Source organism: Micromonospora sp. CB01531 (assembly GCF_001905095.1).
GTDB lineage: Bacteria > Actinomycetota > Actinomycetes > Mycobacteriales > Micromonosporaceae > Micromonospora.
In genome coordinates, this window is the sequence record NZ_LWLS01000024.1 from 59,796 (window position 1) to 82,610 (window position 22,815).

24 protein-coding genes and 3 tRNA genes are annotated in these 22,815 nt (G+C 73.4%); 20 read left to right on the top strand and 7 right to left on the bottom strand.

Going from position 1 to position 22,815, the window contains the following annotated elements; translation table 11 throughout:
- Window positions 1-125: 125 nt before the first annotated feature.
- Entirely contained in the window at window positions 126-1,976 is a 1,851-nt protein-coding gene (locus A6A27_RS05490; RefSeq protein ID WP_073833432.1) for a polysaccharide biosynthesis protein, read from the bottom strand.
- Window positions 1,977-2,163: 187 nt separating this feature from the next.
- Here A6A27_RS05490 and A6A27_RS05495 point away from each other — a divergent pair, with 187 nt between their 5' ends.
- Window positions 2,164-3,621 (top strand): polysaccharide biosynthesis tyrosine autokinase, encoded by a 1,458-nt coding sequence (locus tag A6A27_RS05495; protein ID WP_073833434.1) that lies wholly within the window; start codon window positions 2,164-2,166, stop codon window positions 3,619-3,621.
- Here A6A27_RS05495 and A6A27_RS05500 read toward each other — a convergent pair.
- A complete protein-coding gene (locus A6A27_RS05500) occupies window positions 3,602-4,177 on the bottom strand; it encodes an arsenate reductase/protein-tyrosine-phosphatase family protein (RefSeq protein WP_241825088.1) in 576 nt (191 codons plus the stop codon). The two genes, A6A27_RS05495 and A6A27_RS05500, sit on opposite strands and share 20 nt — an antisense overlap.
- A 123-nt stretch (window positions 4,178-4,300) precedes the next feature.
- Here A6A27_RS05500 and A6A27_RS05505 point away from each other — a divergent pair, with 123 nt between their 5' ends.
- From A6A27_RS05505 to A6A27_RS05545, 9 genes are all read left to right on the top strand, one after another.
- The gene (locus A6A27_RS05505; protein ID WP_073833435.1) at window positions 4,301-5,527 is read left to right on the top strand and encodes a glycosyltransferase family 4 protein; all 1,227 of its coding nucleotides are present in this window, start codon (window positions 4,301-4,303) and stop codon (window positions 5,525-5,527) included.
- A gap of 143 nt (window positions 5,528-5,670) precedes the next feature.
- Window positions 5,671-7,440 (top strand): DUF4012 domain-containing protein, encoded by a 1,770-nt coding sequence (locus A6A27_RS05510; protein WP_241825089.1) that lies wholly within the window; start codon window positions 5,671-5,673, stop codon window positions 7,438-7,440.
- A gap of 12 nt (window positions 7,441-7,452) precedes the next feature.
- A complete protein-coding gene (locus A6A27_RS05515; protein WP_073833438.1) occupies window positions 7,453-8,085 on the top strand; it encodes a hypothetical protein in 633 nt (210 codons plus the stop codon).
- A gap of 113 nt (window positions 8,086-8,198) precedes the next feature.
- Window positions 8,199-8,618 carry a protein-tyrosine phosphatase family protein gene (locus A6A27_RS05520; protein ID WP_073833439.1) on the top strand — a complete coding sequence of 140 codons (420 nt, stop codon included), beginning with the start codon at window positions 8,199-8,201 and terminating at the stop codon, window positions 8,616-8,618.
- Between the two features lie 256 nt (window positions 8,619-8,874).
- Window positions 8,875-10,200: a D-alanyl-D-alanine carboxypeptidase family protein gene (locus A6A27_RS05525; protein WP_073833440.1), complete on the top strand. Its 1,326-nt coding sequence runs from the start codon at window positions 8,875-8,877 to the stop codon at window positions 10,198-10,200.
- Between the two features lie 86 nt (window positions 10,201-10,286).
- Entirely contained in the window at window positions 10,287-12,047 is a 1,761-nt protein-coding gene (locus A6A27_RS05530; RefSeq protein WP_073833441.1) for a lysylphosphatidylglycerol synthase transmembrane domain-containing protein, read from the top strand.
- A gap of 10 nt (window positions 12,048-12,057) precedes the next feature.
- The gene (locus tag A6A27_RS05535; protein ID WP_241825090.1) at window positions 12,058-12,918 is read left to right on the top strand and encodes a UDP-N-acetylglucosamine--LPS N-acetylglucosamine transferase; all 861 of its coding nucleotides are present in this window, start codon (window positions 12,058-12,060) and stop codon (window positions 12,916-12,918) included.
- Window positions 12,915-13,637, top strand: coding sequence for a polysaccharide deacetylase family protein (locus A6A27_RS05540; protein ID WP_073833442.1), 723 nt, complete (start codon window positions 12,915-12,917; stop codon window positions 13,635-13,637). Before A6A27_RS05535 ends, A6A27_RS05540 begins: the two co-directional genes overlap by 4 nt.
- Before the next feature lie 110 nt (window positions 13,638-13,747).
- Window positions 13,748-14,533, top strand: coding sequence for a M15 family metallopeptidase (locus A6A27_RS05545; RefSeq protein ID WP_443189949.1), 786 nt, complete (start codon window positions 13,748-13,750; stop codon window positions 14,531-14,533).
- A 37-nt stretch (window positions 14,534-14,570) separates the two neighbouring features.
- On the opposite strand, the gene A6A27_RS05550 is transcribed toward A6A27_RS05545, so the two are convergent.
- The gene (locus A6A27_RS05550; RefSeq protein ID WP_073833445.1) at window positions 14,571-15,608 is read right to left on the bottom strand and encodes a M4 family metallopeptidase; all 1,038 of its coding nucleotides are present in this window, start codon (window positions 15,606-15,608) and stop codon (window positions 14,571-14,573) included.
- A gap of 103 nt (window positions 15,609-15,711) precedes the next feature.
- On the opposite strand from A6A27_RS05550, the gene A6A27_RS05555 reads away from it, so the two are divergent.
- On the top strand, window positions 15,712-16,218 hold the full coding sequence (locus A6A27_RS05555; protein WP_073833447.1) for a DinB family protein: 507 nt from the start codon (window positions 15,712-15,714) through the stop codon (window positions 16,216-16,218).
- A gap of 8 nt (window positions 16,219-16,226) precedes the next feature.
- Here the strand turns inward: A6A27_RS05555 and A6A27_RS05560 are convergent, their stop codons facing one another.
- Entirely contained in the window at window positions 16,227-17,012 is a 786-nt protein-coding gene (locus tag A6A27_RS05560) for an alpha/beta hydrolase (RefSeq protein ID WP_073833448.1), read from the bottom strand.
- 256 nt (window positions 17,013-17,268) lie between these two features.
- Between A6A27_RS05560 and A6A27_RS05565 the strand changes: the two genes are divergently transcribed.
- The gene (locus A6A27_RS05565) at window positions 17,269-17,661 is read left to right on the top strand and encodes a hypothetical protein (RefSeq protein WP_073833450.1); all 393 of its coding nucleotides are present in this window, start codon (window positions 17,269-17,271) and stop codon (window positions 17,659-17,661) included.
- 27 nt (window positions 17,662-17,688) lie between these two features.
- On the opposite strand, the gene A6A27_RS05570 is transcribed toward A6A27_RS05565, so the two are convergent.
- On the bottom strand, window positions 17,689-18,096 hold the full coding sequence (locus tag A6A27_RS05570; RefSeq protein ID WP_073833451.1) for an SRPBCC family protein: 408 nt from the start codon (window positions 18,094-18,096) through the stop codon (window positions 17,689-17,691).
- Complete coding sequence (locus A6A27_RS05575) at window positions 18,093-18,398, bottom strand: ArsR/SmtB family transcription factor (RefSeq protein WP_073833453.1); 306 nt, start codon at window positions 18,396-18,398, stop codon at window positions 18,093-18,095. The genes A6A27_RS05570 and A6A27_RS05575 overlap by 4 nt, the downstream gene beginning before the upstream one ends.
- Before the next feature lie 60 nt (window positions 18,399-18,458).
- Here A6A27_RS05575 and A6A27_RS05580 point away from each other — a divergent pair, with 60 nt between their 5' ends.
- The gene (locus A6A27_RS05580; protein ID WP_073833454.1) at window positions 18,459-18,875 is read left to right on the top strand and encodes a hypothetical protein; all 417 of its coding nucleotides are present in this window, start codon (window positions 18,459-18,461) and stop codon (window positions 18,873-18,875) included.
- Window positions 18,876-18,952: 77 nt separating this feature from the next.
- Window positions 18,953-19,282, top strand: coding sequence for a hypothetical protein (locus A6A27_RS05585; RefSeq protein ID WP_073833455.1), 330 nt, complete (start codon window positions 18,953-18,955; stop codon window positions 19,280-19,282).
- On the opposite strand, the gene A6A27_RS05590 is transcribed toward A6A27_RS05585, so the two are convergent.
- Window positions 19,260-19,871, bottom strand: a complete 612-nt coding sequence (locus tag A6A27_RS05590) for a DUF6058 family natural product biosynthesis protein (RefSeq protein WP_073833457.1) — start codon at window positions 19,869-19,871, stop codon at window positions 19,260-19,262. The genes A6A27_RS05585 and A6A27_RS05590 overlap by 23 nt on opposite strands.
- 204 nt (window positions 19,872-20,075) lie before the next feature.
- On the opposite strand from A6A27_RS05590, the gene A6A27_RS05595 reads away from it, so the two are divergent.
- The 6 genes from A6A27_RS05595 (at window position 20,076) to A6A27_RS05615 (ending at window position 22,539) form a co-directional block, all read left to right on the top strand.
- The gene (locus tag A6A27_RS05595; RefSeq protein WP_073833459.1) at window positions 20,076-21,443 is read left to right on the top strand and encodes a hypothetical protein; all 1,368 of its coding nucleotides are present in this window, start codon (window positions 20,076-20,078) and stop codon (window positions 21,441-21,443) included.
- 102 nt (window positions 21,444-21,545) lie between these two features.
- Window positions 21,546-21,776, top strand: coding sequence for a hypothetical protein (locus tag A6A27_RS05600; RefSeq protein ID WP_241825096.1), 231 nt, complete (start codon window positions 21,546-21,548; stop codon window positions 21,774-21,776).
- Between the two features lie 108 nt (window positions 21,777-21,884).
- Entirely contained in the window at window positions 21,885-22,007 is a 123-nt protein-coding gene (locus A6A27_RS46775; protein WP_274534527.1) for a hypothetical protein, read from the top strand.
- A 73-nt stretch (window positions 22,008-22,080) separates the two neighbouring features.
- Window positions 22,081-22,152, top strand: a tRNA-Trp gene (locus A6A27_RS05605).
- A gap of 213 nt (window positions 22,153-22,365) precedes the next feature.
- Window positions 22,366-22,438: transfer RNA gene (locus tag A6A27_RS05610), tRNA-Glu, on the top strand.
- 27 nt (window positions 22,439-22,465) lie between these two features.
- Window positions 22,466-22,539 (top strand) — tRNA-Gly (locus A6A27_RS05615).
- The last annotated feature ends 276 nt before the right edge of the window (window positions 22,540-22,815 follow it).

Consider the following 22,815-nt stretch of genomic DNA (forward strand, 5'->3'; position numbering starts at 1 on the left):
CGGCACACCGGTTTCGACCCTATCCCGGCGGCGGCGGCAGTGCCGATCCGGGCCGGTGGGACGATTCGCTCAGCCGTCGGAGCAGAGGCCAGCGCGGCGGGGCGGAAGCGCCCACCACGCCCGGCTCAGCGCTGCCCGGGCAGCACCGGCAGCGACGCGTGGACATGGTCGCAGAGCGCCGCCAGCCGCTTGACCAACTCGTCCGGGTCGGCGTACGGGTCCAGCCCGCGTACCTCCTCGGGGGCGAGCGACGGCACCGCCACGTGCGAGATGAGCGGGTGCAGCGGCCGGCTGTCCGCCTCGTCGGCGCCGAACAGGTGCTCGTGCAGCTTCTCGCCCGGCCGCAGCCCGGTGTAGACGATGTCGACCGGGTGGTCCGCCTCGGCGGCGAGCCGGCGGGCGACGTCGGCGATGCGTACCGGCTCGCCCATGTCGAGCACCAGCGCCTCACCCCCGCGGCCGATGGTGGCCGCCTGGAGCACCAGGTGCACTGCCTCCTGCACGGTCATGAAGTAGCGGGTCACCTCCGGGTGCGTGACGGTGATCGGCACCCCGGCCCGGATCTGCGCCTGGAACGCGGTCAGCACGGAGCCCCGGCTGCTGAGCACGTTGCCGAAGCGGACGCTCAGGTGCGCCCCGCCGAACTGGTCGGCGAAGTGGGCGGTGAGCCGCTCGGTGATCCGCTTCGAGTAGCCGAGCACGCTGGTCGGGTTGGCCGCCTTGTCGGTGGAGATGTTGACGAACTCGGCGACGTCCCGGCACGCCTCCAGGACGTTGAGGGTGCCCAGGACGTTGGTCTTGATCGCCTCGCCGGGGTGCCGCTGGAGCATGGTGAGGTGCTTGAGGGCCGCCGCGTGGAAGACCACGTCCGGCTGCCGGTCGGCGATGATCCGGGCGATGCCCTCGGCGTCGCGGATGTCGGCCAGGATCAGCTCCGGGCCGTCCAGCAGCGCCCGCCCGTGCAGGGACATCTGCAGGGCGTGCAGGGCTGACTCGTCCCGGTCGAGCATCATCAGCTCGCCCGGCTCGCAGCGGGCGATCTGCCGGCACAGCTCGGAGCCGATGGAGCCGCCGGCGCCGGTGACCAGGATCCGCCGCCCGGCCAGGCCGCTGCGTTCCACGGTCAGTTCGGCCACCCGCTGCGCCCGCCCGAGCAGGTCGGTGAGCTGCATGTCCCGGATGTCGGTGACCGCGACCGGACGGTCGAGCAGCTCGCGGACCGGGGGCAGCACCTTGAACGCGGCGCCGGCCTGGAGCGTGCGGGCGCGCACGTCCCGCAGCAGCGCCGCGTCCGAGCCGCTCATCGAGAAGATCACGGTGCCGGCCCGGGTCGCCCGCACCGCCGAGCCGATCTGCTCCCGGCCGCCCAGCACCCGGAGCCCCTCCAGGCGCAGCCGCCGGTTGGCGGGGTCGTCGTCGAGCAGGCCCACCGGTTGGTACCGGCCCTGCGGATCGCCGAGGAGCACCCGGACCAGGCGTTCGCTGGCCGCGTCCACGCCGTAGACCAGACACCGCTCCGCGGCGCGGACCGGCCGGCGGTGTCGTTCCTGCCGGGTCCGCCAGGCGGCGCGGCCGGCGGCCATCAGCACCAGGGCGACCGCGCCGCCGAGCAGCGGGGTGGTGGCCGGTGTCGGCCGTTCGGTCCACGGCAGCAGCAGGCAGGCCAGGGTGGCCAGCGCGGCGGTCGCGGCCCGGCCGGCCAGCCCGCGGGCCTCGCCGGCGCTGCCGATCGGGTGCCGCCCGTACATCCGGAAGCGAAGCAGGGTGAGCACCGCGTACAGCGCGGCGCAGCCGAGCGCCACGGTCAGCACCCGGACGCCGCGGACGGCGGTCAGCTCGAACTCGTAACGGGTCCACGCCGCGCCGAGAAATCCGCCGCACCACGCGGCGGTGTCCAGCGTTAACAGAGACAGGGTGGCCGTGCGGCGGGTGACCCAGTCGCGGGGCCGGGCGGCGGCGGTTGCTTCGCGATCCATGGATGTCCTCTGCGTCCGAACCCGGAATGGAAGGATTTAGACCGTATGAGCGCTTCTAATCGTTTACATTCGTCCGGTCGCTTACTGTGATGTATATGCACTTTCGATCCTGGCATGGCAACTGGGCGTTTTAGGGGGCTTTCGTGCAGTTTCATCGGCTGATCGGCGTGTCGCGAGGGGGAGCGTGATGGACGTTCTCAGCTACCTGCGGCTGGTCCGACGCCACTGGTGGATCGTTCTGGTCACCGTGATGGTCGCCGTGGGGGCGGCCGCTCTGATCACGGTCCGCACCCCACCCAGCTATCAGGGCTCGGTGACCTTCTTCGTCACCACGCCCAGCCAGGGGGTCACCGACGCCTACCAGGGCGGCCTCTTCCTCCAGCAGCGGGTGAAGTCCTACGCCGACCTGCTGACCAGCGACCGGCTGGCGCAGAGCGTGGTGACGGAGAGCCCGCTCGGGCTCACCGCCGACCAGGTGCAGCGCCGGATCAGCACCTCCACCGAGGCCGGCACGGTGCTGCTGAAGGCCACCTTCACCGACACCGACCAGACCCGGACGCTGCAGACCACCGAGGCGCTCTCCGCCAAGTTCGTGGAGCTGGTGCGGAAGGTGGAGACGCCCCCGGACGGCAAGTCGCCACCGGTCAAGATCGAGATCGTGAGCGGTCCCCGGGTGACCTCCAGCCCGGTGGCGCCGCAGCCGGTGCGCAACCTGGTCATCGGCGGACTGCTGGGCCTGCTGCTCGGCGCGGGGCTGGCCGTGCTGCGGGGCGTCGCCGACGTCCGGATGCGGGACGCGGCCGCGCTCCAGCGGGTGACCGGCAGCCCGCTGCTGGGCGAGATCCCGTTCGAGTCCGGCGCCAAGGCGGCTCCACTGATCGTGGGCGAGGCGGCCAACTCGCCCCGCGCCGAGGCGGTCCGCAAGCTGCGCACCAACCTGCGCTTCGTGGACGTGCACGAGCCGGCCCGGGTCATCGCGGTCACCAGCGCCCTGCAGGGCGAGGGGAAGACCACCATGGCCTGCAACACGGCGATCGCGCTGGCCGAGGCGGGCTGGCGGGTGCTGCTCATCGACGCCGACCTGCGCCGTCCCAAGGTCGCCGACTACCTCGGGGTCGACGGTGGGGTGGGCCTCACCGACGTGCTGGTGGGTGACGTCCAGGTGGGCGACGTGGTGCAGCGGTGGGGCGACAAGTCGTTGCTCGTGCTCCCCAGCGGCGCCACCCCGCCCAACCCGAGTGAGCTGCTCGGCTCCAAGGCGATGGCGGACCTGCTGGTCGCCCTGCGGGAGTCGGCGGACATCGTGGTCATCGACACCGCGCCGCTGCTCGCCGTCACCGACGGCGTGGTGGTGGCCGTGCAGGCGGACGGCGCGCTGCTGGTTGCCCAGCAGGGGCGGACCTCGCGCAGCCAGGTGGCCGCCGCGTCCCGGGCACTGCACTCGGTGTCGGTGCGCCTGCTCGGCTGTGTGCTGAACATGGCCAAGGTGGCCCGGGCGGACGCCTACCAGTACGAGGCGTACAAGGTGGTCGTTCCGCCGGCAGCGTCGTCCGTACCCACCGACCGGGCGGGTGTCGCCCGGCGCGGCGAGCCCGAGGCGCCGCTGGGCGACCGCACCCAGGAACTCACCCGGCTGTCCCGATGAGTGCCAGCACGGGTCGGATCGACCGCTCGATCTCCTCCGCACAGCGCCGGAAGTCGGCGGGTGAGCCACCGATCGGGTCGCCCAGGTCGTCCGCGTCCAGGGTGGCGGGTTGCAGCCGTCCCCGGGCGCGGGCGGCCGCCGCCACCGCCACGCGGAGCGGGGAACCGCTGCCCCCGGCGGGGGCCTCGGCCGCGGCGGCCAGCCGGGCGAACTGGCGAAGGGTGAAGGTCCGGTGCAGCGCGGCCGGGGCCAGCGCGGTGCAGACGGAACGCTGTCGCCGGGTGGCGGTCAGCACCAGCGTGGCCCGGGTCAGATGCTCCGGGCGCAGCCGCCGGGTGCGGAACGCCGCCGGATCCGCGCCGGTCCTGGCCGCGACCGCGCCGGCGTACGGGTGCATGGTCCCGCCGTCGACGGCGTCGGTGCCCGCACTGGTCACGGTGACCGGGAGATCGCGGAGCAGCCGCCGGGCGAGGAACTCGGCCATCGGGGACCGGCACAGGTTGGCGTGGCAGACGAAGAGCACCCCGTCGACCATCTGCACCCCTCTCGTAGGCATGGTGGCGCGGCTGATCGCCGCGACGGCGGAATTCCGGCGATCGCGGCCGGACGCAGAGGGGATGCGTGCATGGTACGGGGTGCGTCGGGTCGGGCGCCGGGATACCGCACCGGGAGCGCGGCCATGAAGATCGGCATTCTGTCCTACCACTTCCCGCCGGAGCCGGCGTTCATACCCGGCAGCCTCGCCGAGGAGTTGGCCGCCCGGGGTCACGAGGTACGCGTGCTCACCGGTTTCCCGGACTACCCGGGCGGTCACGTCTATCCGGGCTGGCGGCAGCGGTGGCGGCACCAGACGCACAGCGAGCGGCTGACCGTCCGCCGGGTGCCCCGGTACGCGGGCGGCGACGGCTCGGCCGGGGCACGGATGGCCAGTTGGCTCTCCTTCGCCGGCAGTGTGGCGCTGACCGGCCGCCGCTACCTCGGTGACGTCGACGCCCTGTACGTCTTCCAGCTGCCGGCGGCCACTTTCGCCGCGGCCGCCCTGTTCCGGCTGCTCGGCCGGGTACCGACCGTGCTGCACGTGCAGGACGTCTGGTCGGAGGAGGACTCGTCCGGGCCCGACGAGGGCCGCCGGTGGTCGGGGCGGCTCGGCGCCACCCTGCGCCGGATCTATCAGGAGGCCGGCGGTATCGCTGTCACCGCGCCGTCCATGCGGGACCTGGTCGTCTCCGGCGGCGCCGACCCGGACCGGGTGCGGGTGGTGCTCAACTGGACCGACGAACGGATCTTCCGGCCGACCGAGCCCAGCCCGGCCGCGCGGCAGCTGATCCGCCGTGACGGCCGGTGCGTGGTGATGCACGCGGGGACGATCGGCGTACGGCAGGGCCTGGAGACCGCGGTGCGCGCGGCGGCCGCGCTGGACGACCGGATGGATCTGGTCCTGGTGGGTTCCGGAGCGGAGGAGCGGCGGGTGCGGGGGCTCGCCGCCGAGCTCCGGGCGAACAACGTCCGCTTCGTGGAGCGACGCTCACCGCTGGACATGCCGGCGCTGTACGCGGCGGCCGACTACCAGCTCGTCATGCTGCGCGACCTGCCCGAGCTGCGCGGGATGGTGCCCGGCAAGCTCCAGGCCGCCCTCTCCTGCGCTTCTCCGGTGGTGGCCTCGGCCGGTGGCGACACGGTGGCGCTCGTGGAGCGGGTCCGGGCCGGGTTGTCCTGCGCGCCGGAGGACTGGGCCGCGCTGGCGGACCGGTTCTGGCTGGCGTCGACGATCCCGCCGCCCGCCCGGGTCGACATGGGCCGCCGGGGGCGGGACGCCTACCTGCGGGAGATGTCGCTGCGGGCCGGCGTCGACCGGATCGAGCAGATGCTCCAGGACGTCTCGGCGCCGGCGCGCGCCCGCCGATAGAGGCGAACCGATATCGCAAACCAGGACGCGGACCAGCAAACTGCCTGATATCGGGTCGATGCTGTGGTGTTTCGTGCTAGAAAGCGATGCATCGACAAGTCTGTCCGATTCGGCCCTGGGAGTGTGGTGTGGGGGAGAGCAGTGTGTCGCGTGGTCGGCGGCCAAGGTCCCGACGGCGGACCCGGGCTCGGGTCCGGCGCGTCCTGCTCATCGGGCTGGTGGTCGTCTCGCTGCTGCTGACGCTGGGTGGTTGGGTCGGTTTCCGGGGTTGGCAGGCCCGGGCCCACCTGCTCAACGCCGCCGGGCTGGCAAAGGAACTCAGCGCCCAGGTGGTGGGTGGGGACGCCGGCCGGGCCCAGCGGACCCTCGCCGCGCTCCAGGCGCAGGCGGCCGCCGCCAAGCGCGCCACCGGTGACCCGGGCTGGTGGCTCGGCCGGCAGACGCCGTACGCCGGGGACAACCTCACCGCCGTACGCCGGATCGCGGTGGCGGTGGACGACCTCGCCCGGCTCGCCTTCCCGACCCTGCTCCGGATCGACCTCGCCTCGCTGGTGCCCAAGGAGGGGCGGCTCGACCTGGCCCGGCTGCGCGCCGTGTCCACCGAGGTGTCCGCGGCGGATCGAGCGGTGCGGGAGACGACCGAGCAGCTGCGGGCGGTGCCGACCGACGACCTCGTCGGGCAGGTGCGCGACGCGTTGACCGGGCTGCGTGCCGAACTCGACCGGCTCGCCGGCCTGACCGCCGCCGCGGACCAGGGAGCCCGGCTGCTGCCGCCGCTGCTCGGCGCCGACGGTCCCCGCCGCTACCTGCTGGTGTCGCAGAACCCGGCGGAGTTGCGCGCCACCGGCGGGATGTTCGGCGCGTATGCCGTGATCAGCGCCGACGGCGGCAAGATCCGGATGACCGGGCAGGGCGCCTCCGCCAGCATGCAGTACTTCGACCCGCCGTTGCGGGTGGACGCGGAGATGCGCCGGCTCTGGTCCGACCTGCCGGGGGCCTTTCCGGCGGACGTCAACCTCAGTCCCGACTTCCCGACCGCGGCGGCGCTCTATCGGGAGATGGTCCACCGGCGTACCGGGACCACGGTGGACGGGGTGCTGGCCGTGGATCCGGTGGTGCTGTCGTACCTGCTCGGCGTCATCGGGCCGGTGGCGGTGCCCGGCCGCCCGTCCCTGGCGGCGAACACCGTGATCCGGACGCTGCTCAGCGACTCCTACCGCGACCTGGACGTGCACGCCCAGGACGCGTACTACGCGCAGGCGGCGTCGGCGGTGTTCGACGCGCTCTTCGCCAAGGCACCCAATCCCCGCGAAGTTTTGACCGTTTTCGTCCGTTCTGCTGCTGAACGTCGGATATTGTTCTGGAGTGTTCATCCCGAGGAGCAGCGCGTCCTGGGCGACAGCCCGTTGACCGGGAGGCTCCCCGAGAAGGACACCGTGCCGATGGTCGGCGTCTTCCTCAACGACGGCAGCGGCGCGAAGCTCGGCTACTACCTGAGGTTCTCGGCCAACCTGACGGTCGGCGACTGCCAGTCCGACGGGCGGCGGGAGCTCCGGCTGCGCGTCACGGTGCACTCCACCGCGCCGCGGTCGGGCCTGGACAAGTCGGTCACCGGCGCCGCCCTCGCCGGCGACCCGTACACGGCCCGCACCTTCGTGTCGGTGTACAGCCCCACCGGCGGCGCCGTGCTCGGCGGCCGGCTCGACGGGCGGGACACCGCGATGGGCAGCGGGACCGACCGTCGCCGCCAGGTCACCGTGGCGAACCTCGAGGTCAAGCCGGGACAGACCCGGACCCTCGACGCCACGCTGCTCACCGGGCAGACCGGCGCCGGCACGGCCGAGCTGGTAGTCACCCCCACCGTCACCCCATGGACCACCCAAGTTGTTACCGCACCAAGCTGTGACCAGTAGGAGGGAATCCACATGCGGCTATCCCGCATCATCATGGCGCTCACGGTCGGCCTGGCCGTGGCGGCCGCGCCGACCGCGGCCGGGGCGGCGCAGCCGCAGCCACCGGTCTATCCGCCGCCCGTCACCAAGCTGACGGTCAGCCCGCCCACCATCAGGCTCGGCGAAACCTACACGCTCAAAGGCACCGGCTTCGACCACAACGAGAGAGTGGACATCCACGTCGGCATCTCGGGGCTGCCGCAGGCCGCGCCCGCCCAGGGAACGGCGCGGCGCAGCGACGGCACCACCATGGCGCTGGCGAACGTGTCCTACTCGCAGGCGCAGCCGCGGCCGGCACCGCTCGAGTTCACGGTGACCGTTGACGGCGCTGGCAACTTCACTGGCACCTACCGGCCGAACCGGCCGGGGCGGTACACCTTCACCGCCACCGGTGAGACCTCCGACCGGACGGCCACCGCCACGGGTACGGTCCTCCCGCCGAAGCCGCATCGACCGCCGCACAAGGATGAGAACCTCCCGGTGACCGGGGCGAGCCTCAGCACACCGATGAAGCTCGGCGGCGGCCTCGCCGGCGCGGGTGTCGTCCTGCTGCTGCTCTCCCTGGCCTGGCGTCGTCGCGGCCGCCTCGGGATGGGCCCGCGCTGACCGAGGCGCACCGGGAAGAGCCCGGACCTCGACGGGTGCCCGCCGGACCACGTCCGGCGGGCACCCAGGTGTGCGGGGCCGACGGGCCGGGCGGCAGCCGGCACAATGACCGGATGGACGCGGGCGAGCGCTGGACCGACCCCGCCGGGCTGGTCGTGCTGCCCGGCGGCGCCACCGTACGCGGCCGTCGGATCGGCGCGCCCGCCTCGCCGGCCGACTTCGCCCTGCTGCTGGCCGCCGGCCCGACCCCGGCCTGGCCGTACCGCCGGGTCCGCTGGCCCGACTTCTGGGTACCGCTCGACTCCGCCGACACACGGGACGCGCTGCGGGAGGCGTGGCGCCGGGCGTACGCGGGGGAACGGGTCGAGGTCGCCTGCCGGGGCGGCGTCGGGCGGACCGGCACCGCCCTCGCCGCGCTTGCCGTCCTCGACGGGCTCGCCCCCGCGCGGGCGGTGGCCTGGGTACGCGCCCACCACCACCCCCGCGCCGTGGAGACCCCATGGCAGCGGTGGTGGCTGCACCGGCTGCCCTGAGCCGCCGGTCCCGAGCCGGTCCGGCCGCCGCCCGCGGTCAGCGGTTCACCTAGTAACTAGCCGCACAGGTGGCGGGCGCTGAGGGTGGCACCGTGCGCGACGAGGTCGGCGGGGGTGCCGGCGAACACGCGCCGGCCGGCGGTGGCGGTCCGGTGGGCCCGCGCGCCGGTGACCCGGCGCGACGGTGGCAGGACTTGGCGTGGCGGACCCCGACGGGTGTCACCACGAAGCGATCTTGCGGTTAGTCTCCCTGGTCATGAGAGCTCGGGTCCTGGCCGCCCTCACCGCCGCCGTCCTCCTGGGCACCGGGACCTCCGTGCCCGCCGCGCACGCCGCGCCGCCGAGATCCGGCGGGCAGGTCGCGCCGGCCGGAGCGGCCGCGCAGCTCGCTCCCGCCGCTGCGGCCGCCCGGGCGCCCGTGCCGTGCCCGAAGGCGCCGGCGCCGAAGGTGTCCCGCCCGCCCCGACCGGTGCCGCCGCCGAACGTGCCGGCGGACCGGGTGGTGGGTGGCGAGCGGTTGGACACGCCCGGGCTGGTCGTGCCGGACGGGGTGGCCGCGCCGCCGGCAGTCACCGCCACCTCCTGGCTGGTCGCCGACCTGGACAGCGGCGCCGTGCTCGGCGCCTGCGGGCCGCACGAGTACGCAACCCCGGCCAGCACCCAGAAGCTGCTGCTCGCGGCCACCATGCTGCCGAAGCTCGACCCGAAGCAGGTGGTCACCGTGACCGGTGACGACCTGAAGATCGAACCGGGCAGCTCCGCCGTCGGCCTGCTCGTCGGCGGAAAGTACCTGGTCGAGACGGTGTGGCTCGGACTGCTGCTCAACTCCGGCAACGAGGCCGCCAATGTGCTCGCCCGGCTCGGCGGTGGCGACGACGGCGTACCCGGCGGGGTGCGGGCGATGAACGAGGAGGCCCACCGTCTCGGCGCCCGGCAGACCCACGCCGTCACCCCGTCCGGGCTGGACGGCAAGGGACAGTTCACCAGCGCGTACGACCTGGCGCTCATCGGGCGGGCCTGCTTCGCCAACCCGCTGTTCCGCCGGTACGCGCTCACCGAGCGCACCAAGATCCCGGCCCAGCCGGCCCTGAAGAAGGGCGGCTTCCAGATCCAGAACGAGAACCAACTCATCTACCGCTACCCGGGCGCCCTCGGCGGCAAGACCGGCTTCACCCAGCTGGCCCGGCACAGCTACGTGGGCGCCGCCGAGCGCGACGGCCGGCGGCTGGTGGTCACCCTGCTCGGCGCCGAGGCCCGCCCGGTACGCGGCTGGCAGCAGGGGGCCCAGCTGCTCGACTGGGGATTCTCCCTGCCCCGGGACGCCTCGGTCGGCCGGCTGGTCGAACCCGGCGAGCTGGACGCGGCGGAGGCAGCGCCGAGCGGCTCCCCGGCCCCGTCGACCACAGTTACGCCGGCGCCCTGGCGGGGGCCGGCCGGCACCGCGCTGGCGCGGATGGCCGACGGTGACTGGCGGGTCATCGTGCCGGTCGCCGGCATCCTCGCGCTGACGATCGGCAGTCTCGTGGCCGCGCTGGTTGCCCGCCGGAGCCGGTCCCGCCGGGTCGGTCGCCGCCGCGCGTAGGACCTGCCGTACAAGGTGCCGGCAGCCGCCGGACGGATCGGCGGCGTTGCGGCCCGACGTCCGCCGCCGGGCCCTATGGTCGGAGCATGCGGGACAGCGGCGGGGCCGGCTCCGCCGCGCGGGTCCGCCAACTCCTCGCCGACCGGGGTGTCGCGGTGCGGGCCCTCGAGCCCCTGCCCGGCGACCGCCGGGGCTCCCGCCCCTGGCGGGTCACCACCGACGACGGGCGCTGCCTCTTCGTGAAGCTGACCGCCGGCCGGCAGCGGGACGCGGGCCGTCTGCGTCGCTGTTACCGGCGGCTGCGGTACCGCCAGCTCCCCGACGGCCCGCCGTACAGCACCGCGGCGCAGAAGGCCGAGCACGAGGCGGAGCTGCTCCGCCGGGCCGCGCGCGCCGGGGTGCGGGTGCCGCGCCCGGTGGACATGACCACCGGCCCGGCCGGGGAGGGCCTGCTGGTCGAGGAGTTCGCACCTGGGCGGCCGCTGGACACGCTCCGCCCCGGCGAACTGGGCGCGGACGCGCTCGCCGACCTCTGGCGCCAGGTGGCGCTGCTGCACCGCGCCGGGCTCGCCCACCAGGACCTGCGCGCGGGCTGCGTGCTGGTGACCGACTCCGCGGCCCGGCTGGTCGGGCTGGCCGCCGCCACCGACCGGGCCAGCCCCCAGCAGCGCGCCCGGGATCTGGTCGAGCCGCTGGTCACGGTCGCCGCCCTGGCCGGCGCACGCCCCACCGTCGCGGCCGCGACCACCCACCTGGGTGAAGCCGCGGTGGCCGACTGCCTGCCCTGGCTGCAACCCGTGCTGCTGTCCCAGGCCGGGCGACACGCGCTGGGCTCGCGGCCCGGCCTGCTCGACGAACTCCGCGACGAGATCGTCCACCGCTGTCCGGGGTGCTCCCCCCGGCCGGCCCGGCTGGTCCGGTTCACCGGCCGTGGCCTGCTCCTGGTCGTCATGCTCGGCGTCCTGGGCTACCTCGTGTTCGCCCAGTCCGGCCAGGTGGCCATGGCGCTGGGGGCGCTGCGGCACGCGATCCCGTGGGCGGTGGCCAGCTCGCTGCTCGCCGCCGCCGCGACGTACCCGATCAGTGCCCTGGCGCTGCGCCTCGCCGCGCCCGGCCGGATTCCCTTCGGTGCCACCGTGGCGGTGCAGGTGGCGTCGGCGTTCGTCAACCGGCTCGCGCCGGGCGCCGTCGGCGGGGTCGCACTCAGCCTCCGCTACCTGCGGCGGCAGCGCCTGCCGCTGCCGGTCGCGGCCACCGCGATCGCCGTGGACCGGGCCGCGGGCGCGGTCGCCTTCGCGCTGATGCTCCCCGTCCTGGTGCCGTTCGTCCCGGGCTCCGCGCAGCACCTGGGCAGTGCGGCCGTCGGTCGGGGCCGGACCCTCCTGCTCGTGGTGCTTGCGCTGCTCGCGCTGGCCGTGGTGGCGTTCGGCGTACGCCGGTGGCGGGCCCGCGTGCGTCAGGCCCGGCGGCAGGCGCTCGAGTCCCTCCGCCTGCTCGTCCGCAGCGGGCGGATGCTGCGGCTGCTGCCGGTCGGCGTGGCGCTCACCCTGGCCTACGGGGCCGCGCTCTGGCTCGCGTTGCTCGCTGTCGGACTGCCCTCCGCTCCGGCCCTGATCGCGCCCGTGGTGCTGGTCTCCGCGCTCGGCGAGGGCGTGGCCTCCGTCGCGCCGACGCCCAGCGGGCTGGGCGCCACCGAGGCGGCCCTGGTTTCCGGGCTGCTGCTCTACGGGGTGCCGGTGCACACCGCGGTCGCCGGGGTGCTGATCTACCGGCTGGCCACCTTCTGGCTGCCGGTGCTGCCCGGGTACGTGGCCCTGCGCCTGTTGGTCCGGCGACGGGCCATCTGAGGGCGGACGCGTGGATGTCGTGGCCCTGGGTATGCGCGGCGACATGGAGAGCACCGGACGGATCGTGGTGGTCTCCGCGGACATCGGCGTGGGCCACGACACGGCCGCCGCCGAGCTGACGCGGCGGCTGCGCCGCCGGGGCTTCGTGGTGGACCGGCTGAACTTCCTGGAGGCGCTGCCCCGGCCGGCGCGCTGGGTCGTCCGGGAGGCCTACCGAGGCATCCTGCGCCGGCTGCCGTGGGGGTACGACGCGCTCTTCGCCCTCACCAGCCGATCCCGGCTGTCCGTTTCGGTGCTCCGCGGGCTGCTCCGGCCGCTCCGGGGCCGGATGCGCCGGTCAATCCCGCCGGACACCCGGGCGGTGGTGACGACCTACCCGTTCGCCAACCAACTCCTCGGGCCGCTGCGCCGGCACGGGCGGCTGCCCGTCCCGCTCCTCACCTACGTGACCGATTCCGTCGTCCATGCCAGCTGGCTGTGCGAGGGCGTGGACCTCTACTGCGCGGTACGGCACGCCGAGCCGCAGCCCGCGGACGACGTCGACCTCACACTGGTCCAGCCGCTCGTGTCGCGGGCCTTCGCCAGCTCGGCCGCCGTCGGCCAGCGGCCGGCTCGGCAACGCTCCGGCCTGCCGCTGGACGACCGGCTGGCCCTGACCGTGGCGGACGCCTGGGGAGCGGGGGAGGCGGAGGGCACCAGGGCGGAGGTCGCCGCGGCCGAGCGGGACGATCCGGCGAGCCTGGTCGCCGAGGTGGCGAGCCGGGCCGGGAGCGCCGGAGTGGACGACCGCAGCCACCGGCTGGTCGACTCGGTCGGCGACGCGGTCGCCGTGGTGGCCGCGCTGCTGCAGTCCACCGGCGGTCTCCGGTGAGCGCCCGGCCCGTCGCCTGGGCCGCGGCGGCCGCGCTGCCGGCGGTGCAGGTGGCGCCGGTCGTGACCGCGCTGCCAGCCGTCCGGCGGCGGTTCCTGCCCGGCCTGCACGGGGTCGGCCCGCCGGACCGGGTGGCGCTGACCTTTGACGACGGTCCCGACCCGGAGTCGACCCCGCGGTTCCTGGAGGTGCTAGCCGCGCACGGGGTGCGGGCCACCTTCTTCCTGCTCGGAGTGATGCTCGAGCGGGCCCCCGAGCTCGGCCGGGACATCGTCGCCGCGGGTCACGAGGTGGCGGTGCACGGGTGGGCGCACCACAACCTGCTGCTGCGCGGGCCCGCGGCGACCGTACGCGACCTGGCGCGCGCCCACGCGCTGATCGCCGGCGTGGCCGGCCGGACGCCCCGCTTCCTGCGCCCGCCGTACGGCGTGCTCACCGGCGCGACCCTGCTGGCGGCGCGCCGGCTGCGGCTGGAACCGGTGCTGTGGAGCTGCTGGGGCCGGGACTGGACCCGTAAGGCCACCGGCGACACCGTGTACGCCACCGTCCGGTCCGGGCTCTCCGGCGGAGGCACGATCCTGCTGCACGACTCCTCGTGCTCCGCCGCGCCGGGTGCCTGGCGGGCCGCGTTGGCCGCCCTGCCCCGGCTACTGACGGAGTGCCACCGCCAGGGCTGGACGGTCGGGCCGCTGGGGGCACACCGGGACGCGACGCGGTGACCCTGGCCACCCTTTCCAGGAATTCGTGCCCGGCTCTGGGCGGCGACGCTGGTAGACAGGGCGAGGTGGGGAGTGGGAGACGAGGCGGCGGCGGCGTTCGTGTGGGGGCGATCGCGGTCGTGCTGGTCGCCGCGATCACCGCCTGCCAGCGCCCCGCGCCGCGGCCCACCCCGGCACCGACCCCGTCGGCCGGACCACGCGCGCCGGCCGACTTCGTCGACCTCACCGCCGTCGACCCGGGCATCCGCACCGACATCCGGTACGCCACCGCGCACAACTTCGTCGGCCGGCCGATCACCGGCTATGCCGAACCGCTGTGCCTGCTCACCCGGGCGGCCGCCGAGGCGCTGCACCGGGTCCAGGCCGCCGCCCTCGCCGAGGGCCGCAGCCTCAAGGTGTACGACTGCTACCGCCCGCAGCGGGCGGTGGACGACTTCGTCGCCTGGGCGAAGACCCCCGGCGAGCAGCAGATGAAGGCCGAGTTCTATCCCGACGTGCCCAAGACCAGGCTCTTCGCCGACGGCTACATCGGTGCGCCGACCGCGCACAGCCGGGGCAGCACCCTCGACCTGACCCTGGTCCCGGTGCCGACCCCGGACCAGCCGGCGTACGTGCCGGGGCAGCCGCTGCAACCCTGCACCGCGCCCGCCGGGCGCCGCTTCCCGGACAACTCGGTCGACATGGGCACCGGGTTCGACTGCTTCGACCCGCGCGCCCACACCGCCGACGCCCGGATCACCGGTCCGGCGCGGGCCGACCGGGAGCTGCTCAAGCGGCTGATGACCGCGCAGGGCTTCGAGAACTATCCCCGGGAGTGGTGGCACTACCGCTACCGCGACGAGCCGTACCCGGACACGTACTTCGACTTCCCGGTGGCCCGGTCGTCGCTGCGGTGAGCGCCGCCCCGGCGGGAGGCGGCGCCCACAGCGGCGGTCACAGGATGCCGCGGGCGGCGAACGCGGCGCGGGTCGCGTTCGCGGCCTGGGCGCCGTAGAGCCGCTGCGCGGCGGCCACGGTCGCCAGCGCCGCCTCCCGGAAGGTGGTGTCCCTGGCGAAGTCGAACTGCGCGTCCACGATGAGCGTGGTCGCCGTGCGGTCGCCGAGGGCGGTACGGATGTCCCACAGCGCCCGCGACCAGATCTCCCCATCGGCGTGCACCTCGCCCCGCAGGTCGGCGGGGTAGACCTTGGTGCCGTCGAGGCGGCGCAGGCAGTGCGGGGCGGTCCGGGTGTACGAGACGGAGTCCCAGTCGGCCACGCAGGCCTCCGGCGTCCGCGTTGGCGCCCCGGTGATCCAACTGGTCACCGCGACCGCCAGGTAGTCGCCGAACGCCTCGCCGATCGCGCCGGACTCGAGCGTGGTGCCGAAGCCGGGCACCTGGCCGTCCTGCACCGAGTGGCCGTACTCGTGGACGATCACCTCGGCGTCCTCGGCGTCGTCCACCCCGCCCTTGCCCAGGGTGATGTTGGCCTTGTCCTCCCGGAAGAACGAGTTGTCGCCGCCGTACTGGCCGATGCGCAGCTCGATCTGCCGCTGGTTGACCGGGCGCAGCGTGCTGCCGAAGCCGAGCGACTGCAGGTACGCCTGGGCGGTGTTCACCCAGTGGTAGCCCATGACCTGCTCGAACTGGTCGGCGTCGCGGTGCCACGCCGGGAACGCGCTGTCGACCGCCCGGGCCGGCGTGCCGGTGCTGCTCTTGACCACGACGTACTTCCCGGTCAGCGTGCCGGAACCGTCCAGGTTGGTCAGCAGCACCGACCGGTACGCCCCGGCCAGCGCCGGGTAGTCCGCGTCCTTCTGGTCGGTCAGCGACTGGTCGCCGAGTTGCTGCACCGGGTTCGGGGCGAAGACCGTCGCGGTGGCGGTGTGGCCGTAGGGATCGGCGGCCGCCTGGACAGTCGTGCCGCCGGCGGCGAGCGCCGCGGTGACCGCCGAGGCGACCAGCGCGGAACGTCGGAGGTGGGCGTACATCCATGATCCCTTCGGAGGTGGACGGATGCGCTGAGACTAGGCTCGCTCGGTACCGCTGCCAACCCTCGACGAGCAGGCCTGCCGCCTGCGCGGAAGGACCCTCGTGGAGACTGAACGGATCGGCCCGCCGCTGCTTGCCGGCGAGCGGGAGACGCTGCGCGCATTCCTCGACTTCCACCGGGCCACCCTGGCCATGAAGTGCGAGGGGCTCACCGACGAGGAGTTGCGCCGGCAGTCCTCGCCGCCGTCGACGCTGTCGTTGCTCGGCCTGGTCCGGCACATGGCCGAGGTGGAGCGCACCTGGTTCCGGCGGGTGATCAACGGCGAGGACATCCCGCTGGTCTGGTCGGAGACCGGCGACTTCCAGGAGGCGTACGACGCGAGCGCCGCCGACCGGTCGGAAGCGTTCGAGGCGTGGCAGCGGGAGGTCGAGCACGCCCGCCGCATCGAGCGGGAGGCGGAGTCCCTCGACGTCACCGCCTACAACGCACGCTGGGAAGAGGAGGTCTCGCTGCGCCTGGTGATGCTGCACATGATGCACGAGTACGCCCGGCACAACGGGCACGCGGACTTCCTCCGCGAGGCCATCGACGGCTCCGTCGGCGTCTGACCCGCCGGTCAGCCGGTGACGGCGCGGCGCAGCGGCAGCCAGGCCAACACGTCCTGGATCTTTGCGTCCCAGTACGCCCAGTCGTGGTCGCCGGGGGAGAACTCCATGGTGACCGGCACCCCACGCCGCCGGGCTGCCTCAACGAAGCGGATGTTGTCCTCGTACAGGAAGTCCTCGGTGCCGCAGGCGACGTAGAGCGCGGGCAGGTCGGAGCCCGTGCGCTCCAGGAGCGCCACCGTGTCGTCGTCGGTGCCGGGCACCTCCCGGTCGCCCCACACGGTGTGCCACACCGCCGGGTTGACCGGGCTGGTCGGGTGGTCCCGCCGCCGGGTGACGTCCAGCGCGCCGGAGAGACTGGCCGCCGCCGCGAATCGGCCCGGATCGCGCAGTGCCCACTTCATCGCACCGTAGCCGCCCATCGACAGGCCGGCGACGAAGGTGTCCTCCCGGCGGGCGGACAGGCGGAAGAACGAGTGGCAGATCTCGGGCAGTTCCTCGCTGAGGAAGCTCCAGTAGCGGTTGCCGTGCGCCTCGTCGGTGTAGAAGCTCCGCCCGGCCTGCGGCATCACCACGGCCAGCCCGAGCGGTGCCACGTACCGCTCGATCGCGGTGCGCCGGGTCCAGATGGTGTCGTCGTCGCTCAGCCCGTGCAGCAGGTAGAGCACCGGCGGGTCGCCGACGGCGGCGCTGCCGGCCATGCCGATCTGCGTGGCGGCCCGTTCCGGTAGCAGCACGGTCATCGACGTGCCCATGCCGAGCGCCTCGGAGAAGAAGTCACACCGGATCCGCGCCATGGGCCTGGATCGTACGCGGCGCCGCCGGCCGGCCGCCGGTGCGCGCTTAGCGGCGGCGCCCGCCCCCGTCGCGCCAGGTGCTGGCCACCAGGCCGACGCGCTCGAGCCGGTGCGGCGATGTCACCCGGACAGGGGCCGAATCAACCGTTCCTATTGCCGTGGGGCCTCCAGGGGGACAGGATGACGAAGGCGCGCCGGAAACATTCCCGTAACCGCGTGCTGCTGGTCTCTGTCACGAGGAAGTGGGAGTCAGTTCATGAGCGACGTGTCGACGGCGCTGGGTGTGCGCCTCTACCCGGACCTGGTCGAGCGGGGCGGACTCGCCCCCGCGCTGACCGACACGGCCGCCCGCCACCAGCTCGACCTCGGCCAGGTGAGCGCCCCCGATCACGGGCGGGCCCGGTTCACCTGCGCCGAGCTGAGCTCCGACCGCGGGATCGTCTGCGTCGGGCTCGGCTCCCAGGCCCGCTACTTCATGATCGACCTCCGGGTCTCCGGCGAGGTCCAGGCCCGTGGCGACGCCACCGACCTGCTCCAGGTGGCGCAGGTGGCCGACGCCTGGCGGGCCGGGACCACGCTCGCCGAACTCACCGCGCGGTTCCCCTTCATGGAGGAGATGAGGCGCCACCCGGTCGCCCAGGCCAGCTAGTGCGCCGCCGCCGGCTGCGGCAGATCTCTAGACGTTCGCGGCTTCGGCTCGGAGAGCATGAAGGAAGCCCGCCCAGCCGGCGTTGGTGTTTTCGGCGAGGTTGGGTGGCACACTGGTGTGGCGCAGGGTCAGCAGGGTGCCGCCGGCTTGCGCCGACAGGGTCACCTCGACCTGGGAAGAGCCGGGTGGCAGATCGGGCACGCCCGGCGCCGGCTCCCAGCCAAACGTGAAGGCGATCTTCTCGTACGGCCGAAGCTCGGTGAAGTGGCCGCGCACGACGAGTCCGGGGCCGTCGGTGAGCTGGAACGTCAGCTCGCCGCCCGGCATCGGCTCGAGATCGGCCGGGCCGAGCCAACGGGCCATGCGCGCCGGATCGGTGAAGAAGCGCCAGACCACCTCTGGCGGGGCGTCGATCTGGATGCTGCGCTCGATCATCCTTGTTGCTCCTTCTCCACTTCATGCTTGAGGTGGTCGAGCCGGGCCGCCCACATCCTGTCGAGGAAGCCGGCCGCCTCGGCGAAGCCTTCGGCCCGGAGCCGGTAGAGGCGGCGGCTTCCGTCGCGTCGCATGTGGAGCAGGCCGGCGTGGATCAGGACGCGCAGGTGCTGCGAGACGGCTGGTCGGCTGATCATCGGGAACTGCACGGCGATCTCGCCCGCTGCGACCTCGCGGTCGCGGGTGAGAAGGAGGATGCCGCGGCGGGTGGGATCGGCCACGGCCGTGAGTACCTCGTCCATCCACAGTCCTTCTGTTAGCTTGTGCTTACGAGCTTACCCGAAGGTAGGAGGGTGATACCGGTGATCGAGCGGCTTGAACCTCTGGTCGGACGGTGGCGATCGAGCGGCCGCGCGGTGGACGGTGTGCAGATCGCCGGCACGGACGCCTACGAGTGGTTTCCGGGTGGCGGGTTCCTGGTGCATCACGTCGACGTGCAGATGGGCGAGGACCGAGTGCAGGTGATCGAGATGATCGGCGACCCGGACCCGACTGACGGCGGCCGGCTGCGGATGCGGGCGTTCGACGACCAGGGCGGATACGGCGAGATGCGGGCAAGCGTCGACGACGCCGGTGTCTGGACATTCGCCGGGGACACGATGCGCACGACGCTGACCATCGACCCCGACGGCAAGACGATGGCAGCGAAATGGGAGCGCTCACCCGACGGCGCAACCTGGGTGGACTGGATGGACATGGAGTTCGCCCGCGAAGCGTGAGCGCCGGCGCCCCGAGACCCTACCCAGTCGACCGCCACCCGTCCGGATTAATCGCTTGCCCGCGCTGCGGCGCCGTTGTGCAACGGTTCCGCCTGGACCTGCCGGCCGACCTGTTCGGCGCGGTGCTGCCGGTGCTGACCGGCCTCGACGCGGTGCCCCGCACCGCCACCCCGCACGGCAGCGGATACCTGGTCGAGGGCGACGTGCCGGCCGGGCGGGTGCACGCGCTGGAACAACGGCTGCCCGCGCTGACCCGGGGCGAGGGGACGCTCGAATCGGAGTTCGGCCACTACCGACCGGTCCGCGGCCCCGCCCCCAGCCGGCCCCGCTGGGACCACGACCCTCTCCACCGCAAGGAGTACCTGCTCGCCGTGGCCCGCCGGGTCACCGCCCGTGCCGAGCGGTGACCCGGCGCGGATACCGGGCCCGCACCGCGTCGATGCAGGTGTCCCGCGAGGTCGGGCCGCCGAACCGGAGCCGGTCGTACCCGGTGAACGCCGGCTCCAGCGTGTCCAGCTCGTCGACCAGCGCATGCAGCCGGTCCAGCCAGGCCGCCGACCCCGCGTCCGGCGCGGCGAGCGCCGCCTCGATCGCCGTGGTCAGCTCGTCCTTGCGCCGGATGTTTCCCGGCGTCACCGAGCGCAGGCACACGTACCGCCCGCTCAGGTAGGCATCCCACTCGGCCGCGCCCTGCGCCGGGTCGGCCCAGTGCCCGACGAACCCCTCCGCCAGCAGCTCCGGGCCGCCCGCCCGCTCCGCCAGCGCGAACAGGTCGGCCGGCACCATCTCCGCGCGGTCCGAGCGCAGATAGCCCGGCAACGGCAGCCGCCGGTCCAGCATCAACCGGCGTACGCCGTCCGGGTCCCGCCCGGTCGCCGCGCACAGCTCCGTCAGCACCACGAACTGACCGCTGACGTACGCGTCGTCCGCCGCCGTCATCGGGTGCTCCCCGTTGACATCGCGGAACCGCTCCGCCACCCGACGCCGCAACTCCATCCCGGCCTTCCTTCCTTCGAGCCCCGGCGACAGGCTAGGCGCCGCAGCCTTCGGTGCCCGCCGAACCGTCCGGGGGAAAACGCCGCGATGCCCGCCGTGCAGCGGAGACCCAGGCGCGGCTCAGATAGGTCCCAGATCCCGGCGAACCCACGCTGTCGGACCCCATCGGTAGCGTGGGCCCGCACGGACTTGGGAGGACGAATCATGGCAAAAGGCCGGGAGAAGGTCAGCGCCACCTGCGCCGAGTGTGGCCACACGCGATCCGTGCGTGCGGCACTCGTCCGCAGCTTCGACGCGCTCGTCTGCGCCCGCCACCGCCTCCTCGACCCGCCAGCCTCGCTGGTCGTGCCCGACGGCCACCTCGTGGCCGTCACCCCGGACATCGCTGGTTACTTCACCGGCTACACCGTCAGCGAACCGACCCCCGGCCAGGCACGCTCGATCTGGCGCGCCACGGCGCTCGCCGCCGCCGCGACCGGCCGCCCCGCCCCACCGCCGCCACCGGACGACGACGTGTCGGCCTGGCAGCCGGTCATCGACGCACTCACCGCCACACTCGGCCCTGACGGCTGGGAACTCGCTGACGCCGACTCCGAGCGCGGCCGCCGCGGCCGGATGTGGACAGTAAAGATCTACACCGACTTCGGCTGGGCCGGATTCCTCGACGGGTCACCGCGGCAGATCGCCGCAGACCTGGCAACGATCCGCGACGACTACGCCCGTCAGACAGCCGCTGCCGGGCTGACCTGTCCCCGCTGCGACACCGACCTGTCCCCGACCGCGCCCGCCAGTCGCTGCGACTGCGGCTCGATCGCCTGGCAGCCGGTCGCCTGGAATGCCAATGACTGGGTGTCGGCGATCCACGACGCGCTGGCCTACATCGACGACGCCCCACCCTATGAGGTCGCCGCCGAGCAGGTGCTACTCACCTGTCTGCTCGAACCCCACATCGAGTTGTATGTGGGCGACCCACGGCTGCCAGCGGTCACCTTCGAGGACATTGCGGCTGCGCTGCAGGTGCTCGTCCCAGACGCGCGCTGGGCGACGATCGGGGAACGGTTGCGTGCCGTGCTGCCGGTCGGTGCCCGCTGGGAGGGCGGCCGAGCCGCGCAACTGCGTCAGGCAGCGAGCGCCCTGGGTTACGAGTTGGTCCGCACCCACCCGATCGACGACCTGCGCATCCCCTGCCTGGTGGCGGGCGACGACACCGACCGCGGCCTACCGAAATGGTTCGACGTCACCGCTGCCGGCGAAGGCTGGCAGCTCCAGATTGACGCTGACGCCGGGCGGCTGCGGCAGCGGTGCGTCGACGACCATCCGGACGTGGACGACGAAGACCTCGGCGAGGCCATCGACCAGGTGCTGGACGACCTCATGCTCTCCGACGATGACGTCGCGTGGGCGGTAGCCACCTATTGGTGGGAAGGCGCCCTCGCGATCGCGCGCCCGATCGACGACCCGTGCGACGTCGCGGCGCTGTCCGCAGCACTGCACGAGGGCGTTGAGGCGGTAGCTGCCCTCCACGCCACCGTCAGCACCCGCGTCACCGCCTTCCTAACCGATGCCAAGTAGAGCGTCCCGCCGATCCTCAATGGAGCTCGCCAGGCGGTCACGTCGAACCCCGGCGAGACGCCCGAGGAAGCCGCCCGCCGTGAGCTACTGGAAGAGACAGGCCTGACAGCGGGGAAGCTCCACCCGCTGTGGAGTGGTCCGCGCCCATACGAGGAGGGCTTCCCCCACACCGTGACGGTCCACGTCTTCCACGGCACCACCATTGCACGACAGGAGGACGTGGTGCTCGGAGAGGGACGCGCCATGGTGTTCGTCCCCCGGGATGAGGTACTCGACCGTGAGCTGGCGGTCTCCTCGGCGCTGGTCCTGTCCCGCCATCTCGAGGGCGCGTGACCCGTGCCGGCTGATGCAGGGCGTACGAATATTCATTGCGGTCCGCCCGCCGGCCCGCCTACCGTGAGCGGGCAACATCAACTGGCACCACCACGCAGGGAGCACACCGTGTCGCAGCAGAACCGCACCCAGGCCGAGCGGCCCACGCCGCGCGGCGGTGCCCTGCTGCCGGAATCCGGCCTGGGCGGCTGCCGACGGCAGCTCTGGCAATCCGGGTGGTGGCGCGTCTAGCGCCGGCGCGATCCACGCGCAGCCGCCCGCCCCGCGATCAGGGACCGGGCGGCTTTTTCGTCACCCCGCTCCGAGGGGCGTAGCTCAACGGAAGAGCACCGGATTCCAACTCCGACGGTTGCAGGTTCGAATCCTGTCGCCCCTGCTTCACCCCGTCCCGGCCGCCAGCCGGCGACGTCGCATCTTCTCAACTCCAGAGTGGACGGCATGAGTACTGTCCCGGCCCGGCGTCCCACCCGACGCCGGCCGGGCCTCCGGGACGAGGGAGCTGGCTGACCCGCTCGCCTTGGGCGCGAGGGACACGCGGTTCGATTCCGCGGTCCCGGACTTTCGCGGACGGCAACCCGCCGTCCCGCACGGGCCGTTGGAGCAGCTGGCAGCTCACCCGGTGCTCACCCGGGAGGTCACGGGTTCGAGTCCCGTACGGCCTACGCCGGTCCCACCTCCGGGACCACCTCGCGGTTGTAGCGCAGTCAGGCAGCGCGTCACCTTGCCATGGTGAAGATCGCCGGTTCGAATCCGGCCAGCCGCGACCCGCCTAAGTTCACGGGAACTGAAGTTGCTTCAGGACGAACTTAGAACCCCTCCAACGCCTTGACCAGCACCTCGCCTCTATGTTCCGGATGAAGTTCAGCCGGCTTAGACCGGAGCGTCGTCAGACGGCGGCCTTTCGGACTCCTGCGTAGTTCCCGCAGGAGTCCAGTCGTCGATGTCGTCGGGCCAGGGTGCGGGGCGTCCCTGGTCATCCAGAAGCCGGTTTCGACGCCAGCGTCGACCAAGTCAGCGTGAGGGCCGCCCGTTTGGCTTC

Excerpts from the sequence above, each read along its gene's own strand:
- A6A27_RS05490 (WP_073833432.1), bottom strand. The coding sequence starts at position 1,976 with ATGGATCGCGAAGCAACCGCCGCCGCCCGGCCCCGCGACTGGGTCACC.
- A6A27_RS05495 (WP_073833434.1), top strand. The coding sequence starts at position 2,164 with ATGGACGTTCTCAGCTACCTGCGGCTGGTCCGACGCCACTGGTGGATC.
- A6A27_RS05500 (WP_241825088.1), bottom strand. The coding sequence starts at position 4,177 with ATGCCTACGAGAGGGGTGCAGATGGTCGACGGGGTGCTCTTCGTCTGC.
- A6A27_RS05505 (WP_073833435.1), top strand. The coding sequence starts at position 4,301 with ATGAAGATCGGCATTCTGTCCTACCACTTCCCGCCGGAGCCGGCGTTC.
- A6A27_RS05515 (WP_073833438.1), top strand. The coding sequence starts at position 7,453 with ATGCGGCTATCCCGCATCATCATGGCGCTCACGGTCGGCCTGGCCGTG.
- A6A27_RS05520 (WP_073833439.1), top strand. The coding sequence starts at position 8,199 with ATGGACGCGGGCGAGCGCTGGACCGACCCCGCCGGGCTGGTCGTGCTG.
- A6A27_RS05525 (WP_073833440.1), top strand. The coding sequence starts at position 8,875 with ATGAGAGCTCGGGTCCTGGCCGCCCTCACCGCCGCCGTCCTCCTGGGC.
- A6A27_RS05530 (WP_073833441.1), top strand. The coding sequence starts at position 10,287 with ATGCGGGACAGCGGCGGGGCCGGCTCCGCCGCGCGGGTCCGCCAACTC.
- A6A27_RS05550 (WP_073833445.1), bottom strand. The coding sequence starts at position 15,608 with ATGTACGCCCACCTCCGACGTTCCGCGCTGGTCGCCTCGGCGGTCACC.
- A6A27_RS05560 (WP_073833448.1), bottom strand. The coding sequence starts at position 17,012 with ATGGCGCGGATCCGGTGTGACTTCTTCTCCGAGGCGCTCGGCATGGGC.
- A6A27_RS05565 (WP_073833450.1), top strand. The coding sequence starts at position 17,269 with ATGAGCGACGTGTCGACGGCGCTGGGTGTGCGCCTCTACCCGGACCTG.
- A6A27_RS05570 (WP_073833451.1), bottom strand. The coding sequence starts at position 18,096 with ATGATCGAGCGCAGCATCCAGATCGACGCCCCGCCAGAGGTGGTCTGG.
- A6A27_RS05575 (WP_073833453.1), bottom strand. The coding sequence starts at position 18,398 with ATGGACGAGGTACTCACGGCCGTGGCCGATCCCACCCGCCGCGGCATC.
- A6A27_RS05590 (WP_073833457.1), bottom strand. The coding sequence starts at position 19,871 with ATGGAGTTGCGGCGTCGGGTGGCGGAGCGGTTCCGCGATGTCAACGGG.
- A6A27_RS05595 (WP_073833459.1), top strand. The coding sequence starts at position 20,076 with ATGGCAAAAGGCCGGGAGAAGGTCAGCGCCACCTGCGCCGAGTGTGGC.